General features: G+C 65.4%; 1 protein-coding gene. It reads right to left on the bottom strand.

All coding sequences use genetic code 11. The annotated features are described in order from the left end of the window. On the bottom strand, positions 1–8,486 hold an 8,486-nt coding region (locus tag CFB82_RS40555; protein WP_256990771.1), incomplete at its 3' end, for a two-partner secretion domain-containing protein. Positions 8,487–8,533 lie beyond the last annotated feature (47 nt).

Raw genomic sequence — 8,533 nt, 5'->3', positions numbered from 1 at the left:
CCCTGCTGCACGATCACCCGCTTCGCGTAGCGATCCGTGCTCCGCTGGCCCGACTCCGCCTCATCCTGCTCGACCCGCGCCACCTGCCCGGGCTTGACCACCCGTTGCGCCGACACACCCTCATCGTCCAACGCCGCCTCACCCACCCGCTTCGGCCCGCTGCTCAACCCCTCGTCCGACGCCACCTCCGCTGCCCCCGACTTCGACTTGAGCCGCGCCCTGATATTCATCACCAGGTCACCCACCTCCACCGTCATCTTCGAGCCCGCTATCTTCCGGTCATCGGTCACCACCGACATCTGCCCCGCGTCCCGATTCAGCGACCCCGATATCCCACCCGCACTCTGCAGCTCATTCACCGCGATCGTGCTGCGCTGCGTCTGCGAGCGGTGTACCTGATCGTCCTTGCTGTAATTGAACTCCAGCGTCGCCATCGCGTCCGGCTTCACCGCAAGCTTGCCACCACCCGAGTTCCCGTCCTTGTGCCGGGCATCCACCACGTCCGTCGAATTCACCTGCCCGCCTACCTTCACCGAACCCGCGCCGCTTCGCGAGACCAGATAGCCGCCCACCAGATTGACGTCACCCTTGACATCGGCCGTCAACTTCTGCGTCGCCTCGATCCCCGCCTGCTTCACCGTCGTACGGCTGTCATCCCAGCTACGGCCACCGTTCGCGCCAATCGTCAGCGTCGGATTGGCCGTCACCCCGAACACCGGATCCACCGTCTGGTTCAGACCCACTCCCATACCCGCGGACAGCGTCGCATCCCACGTCTGCGTATCCTCGCGATGATGGTCCTGCATGCTCGTCACGTTCGTGTCGCCTCCCACCTTCAGCGCGACCGTCTCGCCTTTCACATTCGCCCCGCGCAGCGTCAAGTCCCGGCCCGAGCGGATCGACACCTGCCCCGCATTGAGCTCCGTGTTCGTGTAATTCACGTCGCTGCTCTTTTGCTCGTGGTGGCCCACGTTCATACTCACATGCCTGCCCACTCCCGCTGAACGAAACACCGCGTTGCTCGAGAAGCTGCCACCTTCGTTATAGCCCGCGTTGTACGTCTCGCTGCGGCCTTCGCCCGTCGCCTTGGCCGCCGCAAGATTCACGCTACCCGCCGCATCCAGCGATACCTGCGCACCCTCCACCTTCACCCCGGCCAGGTTCAGATCCCCCGTGCGACTCGTGATGTTCACCCGATTGCCACTTATCTCCGTGCGGTTCTCCGTCGTGCCGCGTTTCGAACCCGACGTATGCTGCCCCTCCGCCGCCAGATTGACGCTGGCCCCATAGCTGTCACTGAACGCGATGTTGAGCGCATCGCCCACGTACGTCCCCGCCTGCAGCGCAGCGGTGCCCGCATCCTTCGTCTGGCCGCCCGTCTGCTTCTGCACCTGCTCCATCACATCGTCGGCCAGCTGCTTGAACGAGCTGTGCTGCTCCGCCTTGACCCCAATGAACAGGGACTGGTCCTCGTGCGTCTCGTCACGCTCGTTCCGATACTTCGTGCTCGTCACCCGGGCGCCATCGATATCGATGGCGCCCGACGCCGCATCCGTACGCAGGTCCGCCCCACCGATATCCACCGCCTTCTTGCTCTTGAGCGTCAACGCCTCACTCAAATCCAGTTGCGCATTGCGGTTCGTCTTCGTGCTCGCCGCATCCGTGCTGCTGGCTAACTGCAGACCGAATTTCCCATTGCCCAGCGACCCGCTCGCGTGGTTCTCGCCCTGCTGCACGGCCTGGGTCCGGGTCTCTCCCGGCACCGTACTGAAGTTCGCCTGCGCGCTGGCTAAGCCCATTCCCACACCGGCCCCCGCCACAAAACCCACGCTCGATTGCTCCGTCTTCTCGTAGCTGTGGTCTTGCGAGGTCGCCAGCACCAGATTGCCCTCCTTCGCATCCAGCGTCGCTCGCGCACCCTGATAGGCGCCCCCCTCCAGTCGGATCCCCTCACCCGACATCGACAGGCTCCCCGTGCGCCCTGCATCGATCGTGCTGCCTACCGCATTGGACACACCTCGCGTCGTCTCACGGTGCGTCGTGTACAGTATCCCCTGCCGGGTTTCCGTCTCATAGCTCGAGTCGACCACGTTCATCGTGTTGCTCACCAGCGCGCGCTGCCCCGCATCCAGCTTGACCGTGTGCCCACTCACTTGCGCCGCGCTCAGCTCAATGCCCTTGTCCGCCTGGATCTCCAGCTTGCCCGCCTCACCGTCAGCCCGAACCTGCCCGCTCGTCAACGCTGAGCGTCCCTGGCCGTCGTAACCAAAGCTCGCCGTGTCGCTAAACTTGCCCTGCGTCTTGACGCTGACGTCGCGCCCGCTGATCGTCGCGCCCTGGTTCGCGACGTCGCCCCGGGCCTCCACCTGAACCGCCTGATTGCTCGTGATGCCGCCTTGCACCCCGCCATACGCCACGTTCGTCACCGCCCCGTCGGACTTCACCGAGGTGCCCGTGCCGCCATGAATCAACCCGTTCACGTTCGCCACACCCGTTGCGTCCGCCGCAAGGCTCACTTTCCCCTTCGCAGCAATCGCCGCCACGCCTTCGCGCGAACGCCCCGTCAGCACCGCCGCATACGTCGCCGGCGACAGGTAGACGTTGGGCACCAGCACCGCCTTGCCATCCACCCGCGCCGTCACATACCACACAATATCGTGCTCAAGCCTGGCCAACTGCTCGGCACTCGGCTCCTCTCCCACCACCAGGCCCAGTTTGGCCCCCTCCTGCCCGGCGTTGTCCATCAGCGTCGTCACCAGCGCCACTTCCGGCGTCGCATAGAAGTTGCCGATCGCCGTACGGATCTGCCGCACAATCTGTTCGGTCGTAAAGTAGCTGTCGCCCAACACCGCCACGGTCTTCAGCGGTGCATAGCCCACTTGTTTGAAGAAGTAGCCCGACCCCTTGAACTTGCTCTGATCGATATACGCAATGTTCGTCTCATACAGCGGCTGGATCGCGAACCGCGGCGCACCGCCTGCCGGTACCGCAATCGGCGCGGCTTCCTTGAACAGGCCATGGACCGCCAGCAGCTTCGCCGCCTCCCCCAGCGTGTCGATGCGCTGCGAGAGCAGGGCCAGATTCGTCTTGACCGCAAAATCCCCCTTGAAGGTCTCCACCGAATATTTGCCGATCGTCGCCGTCACCGCAGTTTGAGCGTGCTTTTCTGCACCCGTGCCATTGATCACCTGACCATTGGCTTGATTGATATCCCCGCTTGCCTGGATGAGCGCCGCATGGGCCGGCGTGAACGTGAGCGCCGAACCCGCCAGGTTCGCAGCCTTCAGCGCATTCCAGCGTGCGACCAAGGTGTCGTAGTTGTCCTTTACCAGCGCCTTCCAATCGGCGCCCAGCACCTGATTGAGCACCTGCGCCAACTGCGGCTGGGCTGACAGGTTCGCCAGCGTTTGCGCCACACCCGGGGTGTTGTACTTGTACGCCCCCCAAATCTGATACCACTGCTCTCCTGACCCGAACGTGAAGTCCAGCAGCTCGTACAAGCTCCCGAAGCTCCGGTTGGTGGGGTTCAGCGACGCCGCGGTATCGGTCACCGTCAGACTAATGCTGGCAGGCCGCTTCAGATAGTCGCCCAGCGACACCGTCTGCATCAGCCCCACATTATTCACATCCCCCGTCACGTTGATGTCGCCGCCCGCCAGAATCCGCCCGTTATTCGTCGTGCTTGCCGCGCCATACACGGAGCGCCCTTGCGCATCCTTCTCCTGGTTCAGATTGACGTGGCGCCCTGCCTGCAGCATCCCCTGGTTCACATCCAGATTCGAATCCAGTGAATCCACATCGATCGACAAATGGAAGTTGTCATAGCGCGACGGCCCGAATACCGTATAGCCCGCACCCAGCGACGCGTCACCCTGCGATGTCTCTCGACCACGGGTCGATACCCCGCCCGTGAGCTGCGCCGCGTTGGTCAGCTTGAGTGCATCGATATTCAGATCTCGGGCCGCTTGCACCGTACCGAGATCGTTCGTGACGGACAGCGACTGCAACGTGACGTCACCGTCCTTGCCCGCGCCGCTACCGGCCGCGATGATCTGCGCATTGCGGCCGTTGCGGATCGATTGCACCCCGATCAACTCCACATCCTTGCCCGCCCACATCAGCCCATTCGTCTCGTTGACGATGTGCTGGGCCATCCCGCCCAGGTGACCACCCGCTACCACACTGCCGCGATTGGTGATCGAGCCGCCCGATTGCAGCAGCACATCCCCCGCACTTTGCACGCTGTTCTTGACCGTGATATCGCCCTGGGCTTTGAGCTCAAGCAGCCCGTCCTTGCCCGTCGTCGGCGCCAGCGCGGTCTCGTCCAGAGTCAGTGCGCCCGGCACATACAGCGTCGCACGACCCTCGCTGGCGATGGTCCCTTGATTCTGGTAGGACGCCTGGGTCAAGTTAACCGTGGCCGCGTTGCGACCGTAAATGACACCCGTATCCGCATTGGCAAGCTTCGCTGTCGTCACGCTCAGCTGGTTGGCCCCCGTCACCTCACCGCGGTTGCTCAACCGATTATCAGCCACCAGCTTGACCTGCGCTGCGCCCAGATGGGCACCCTTGGCGCCTGCCCCATCCGCCCGTCCATTGACCACGTTCGTCGCGTGCACGTCCAGCTTGCCCTGCGCGTCGATCGTCCCGCTATTGAGCAAGCCGCGCCCAACATTCAGGCTCGCCTCACCCGCACCTATCTTGCCCGCGTTCACGACATTATTCGTGTTCGCCGTCAGCTTGCCCTGGGCCGTGATCTGACCACCCGTCGCATTATTCACACCATCGGCCACCACCTCGGCCGTCGTGCCCGCACCAATGGCCCCCGTGTTGCTCAGCTTCTTCACATTGATACTCAGGTCCTGCCCAGCCTGGAGCTTGCCGCTGTTCGTCAACGAGGCCGCCCCAACCTGTGTCACGCCCTTCACGCTCGCGCCCACCGTCGGCGCAGACGGGCTCGTCGACACCCCGGCCGCGCCCGCTATGGCCGCCGCCGCCGCCGCCGCCTTCGCCGCCTGCGCCGCGCGAGCGCGCTCAGCCTGCGCGGCCGCCGCCACCGCATCGGCCGCCCGGTTCTGGGCGTCCGTCACCACTTGGGCCGCCGCCTGCTGCGCCGCCAGCATATCGTCCACACTCAGCGCCGCCAGCTTCGGCGGCTTCTCGCCAGGCTTCGTCGCCGGGACATCGATCCAACTCACCGCACCCAGACGCGGCGTCATATTGCCTTGCGCATCAAAGCTCACGTCAATCGACGTGTATCGGATGTTCTTTTGCTCCGCTGACGCTTGCAGCGACTGCACCGCCGCGCTTCTGAGCGCCGCCAGTTGACCCGGCGTGGCCTGCACTATCAGCTTGGCCGCCGCCTGCTGCGCTTGCTGCGCCGCCTGTTGCGCCGCTTGCTGTGCCTGCGCTTGCGCCTGCTGCGCCGCCGCCTGCTGCGCCTGAAGCTCGGCTTGCGCACGTGCAATCACCATCGGATCACTCGACGGCGTCTTCGGCACCAGTGCCGAGATTTGCGGGCTCCCATCATTGCCGATCACCGCCTTCAAATCCGCCGCCGCATACACCATCCCGTGCGCCGCCGCATCCGCAATATAGGCCTCGCGTGCCGCATCCAGCGCCGCCGTCTGCGACGCCTTCACCTGCTGCGCGCGCAACGCCGCGCGCTGCACCGTCGATTGCATGACCGTCAGCTCCAGCACCGGCAAGCTTGCCCCCGCCGCAGGCGCGATCCGCATCGCGCCTGTCGTCGGGTCGATGCTCACCACCACGTCACTCGCCTTGTACTTGGCAGGCGTCTTTTCGTTCAACGCATCAGCTACCGCCTGAGCCGCCTCCCGCTGCGCAGCCTGCAACATCGGCGTATTCGCCCCCGCCAAGGCCTGCTCCGACTTCGCAATCGCCCGCTCCTGCGTAAGCGCCTGCTGGCCCGCCGCTTGCCCCGCACGCAGCGCCACAATCTGCGCCTCCGCACTCACCGCCTGCGTCGTCGAGGCCACCGTATACGTCAGCTTGCCCGTCTTCGCATCAATTACCACCTTAACGCTGTCCGCCGCCACGCCCAGCACGGCCGCAATCTCTCGGGCCGCCGCCGCTTGCGCCGTACTTTGCGCTCGCCCGGTCTTACCCGTGTCCTCGCCCAGCGTCTTCACCATATCCGCCTGCGCACGCTCCAGCGCCGCCTGGATGCTCGCCGCACGCGCAGCCGTGCTCTGCCCATCCACCGAGACCGTGCTCGTCAAAGTCGGCACATGACTCAGGCCACTGGACCCCGTCTTCTGCACCAGCGCCACGTCCTGCTGACCATCGGTCACATCATCCGTCGCCCCCGATACATCAGCCGTGTCCTTGCTCCGGATCACAATATGCGTCGCCTGCATCGAACCGCTGTTCTCCGACGTCTTTGCACCCAGCGTCAGCGTCAAGGTCCCGTCACCACCGGTCACCGTCACCGCCCCAGCATTGCTCAAGCGATCCAGGTTCAACGTGATCGCGCGCTCAGCACGAAGGTCCCCATCCGGGTTCGTCAGCTCCCGCGCCGTAATCCCCAGCGCCTCGCTGCCACCATCGAGCGAGCCCGTATTGTTCAACGCCCCCAGGCTGCCATCCGCGCCAATCGTCAGCCCCTGCACACCCCGAATGCTGCCCGCGTTCGTCAGCGCCGGCGTGCCGATCGTCAAGCGCCCTGCGCTCGACAGCACGCCCTGGTTCACCAACTGTCCGCCCACGGTCACCGTCGACGACCCACCCAGCTGAATCACCCCCTGCTCATTAACCACGTCACCGCTTGCCACCAGCGTCGCCGAACCCGCACTCTGCGTCAGCGCGCTCGACACGATCTGCGCACCCGCCAGACGCTGACCGTTCGCATCCTGCACCTGCATGACCCCATGCGAGAGCACGATTCGGGCACCCGCAATCGGCTGCCCCTGCGCATCCACCGCCGACAACGTCCCCTTCAGCCGGTAGCCACCCGCTTCAATCTCCAGCGTCGGCTCGGTCAGCGTCACCGCCTGACCACCCGTGGCCAGCAGCTTCGCCGCCTGCTGCAACAACCCGCGCGTGTTCAACGTCACCTTGGCCGCCTGAACATCTCCGTTGAGCGTCACGTCCCGACTCGCCTGGATACCCAGCGCACCGCCCGCAGCCATCCCACCGCCCGAGCCCACCGTCACCGCCCCCACCCGGCTCGCCGACGTGCCAATCTGCACGTTGCGTGCAGCCTTGAGCGTCCCGTTGAGTGCAACATCACCTTGCGCCGCCACCACAACGTCGCGTTGCGTAACCACCGCGCCATTGAGCGTCACGTCACCCGTGGCCGTTGCCAGCACATCGCGCTGCGCGCTCACCGGGCCAGCCGTCACGCTGCCGCCCTGCAGCACCACATCCTGCCCCGCGCTCGTCTGTCCACTCAGCTTCACGCTGCCCGGCGTGGCGACACTCACCGTGCCCTGCATCGCCCGCACCGGGCCGCCCAGCTTCACCTCGCCATTCGCACTCACTCGGATATCGTTGGCCGAGGTGATCGCCCCGTCATGCCGCACCCCCACGCCCGACTCCGTGCTCGCCAGCACAATGTGGCGCCCGTACATCGCCCCCAGCGCCCCACCGCTGATGCCCACCGCCGGCGCCGTCGAACCGTTCGCCGCGTTCACCTCATACTGCCCCGTGCGCGGATCGTAGGTCGTCAGGCCCGCCACCATGTTCACGTCAGCCTTCGCCCCGCCCACGCTCGAGTCACTGACCGGCCCGTTGATCGCAATACTGCGGCTCACCACGTCAAACGCACTCAGCCCTTTCGTATCCATACCACCACGATCAATCAGCACGTCGCCCTGCGTCACTCCCAGGCGTACACTCCCGTCCGCCTGCGGCAGCACTTGCCCCGTGCTCACCCCAAACCGACCCACGTTCAACGTCGTCAACCCGTTGATCGTCACCCCGTGCGGGTTCGCCACCAGCACATCCAGCTTGCCCCCCAACGACTCCAGCGTGCCCTGCAGCGCACTACGCTGCTGCGTCACCTCCAGCAGTGCCGCCTTGGCCGGCGCACTCAGGTTCGGGTTGCCCATCGCAAACCCACCAATCTGCGACACCCCGCTTTGCGCACTGTTGTTCAACACCACCCCGCGTCCCACCGGGCTAAACTCGCTGAACTTGTTGTGCGACAAACCCGCCGCGTTCGGCGCCACAATGTGCACCAGGTCCGTGCCGTTCGCCGTCGTCGTCAACCCCGGGCGATTCGCCCCGGCACCCGGGTCCGGCACCACCTGCGCCCACATCGACCCAGGTACCATCCCGCCCAGCACCAGCGCCGCCACTAAGCGCTTGAGCCCCACCACCCGGCACCAGCCCACCACCGAGCCACTTGCGCTCCCGCCCGTGCCATCGCCGCTGCCCTTGCTCGCCCCGCGCGTGAGCTCCGACACCGCCACCCACGTGCCCAACCGACGGCTGAACTTGATCTTGTACGCTTGCTGGTTCATCGCTTCGTTCCCCCAATACTGTTCGGGCGCAACTCGCCCATTCCGAT

The organism is Burkholderia sp. HI2714 (assembly GCF_002223085.1).
Lineage (GTDB): Bacteria > Pseudomonadota > Gammaproteobacteria > Burkholderiales > Burkholderiaceae > Burkholderia > Burkholderia lata_D.
This window is presented reverse-complemented; position numbering and strand designations above follow the sequence as displayed.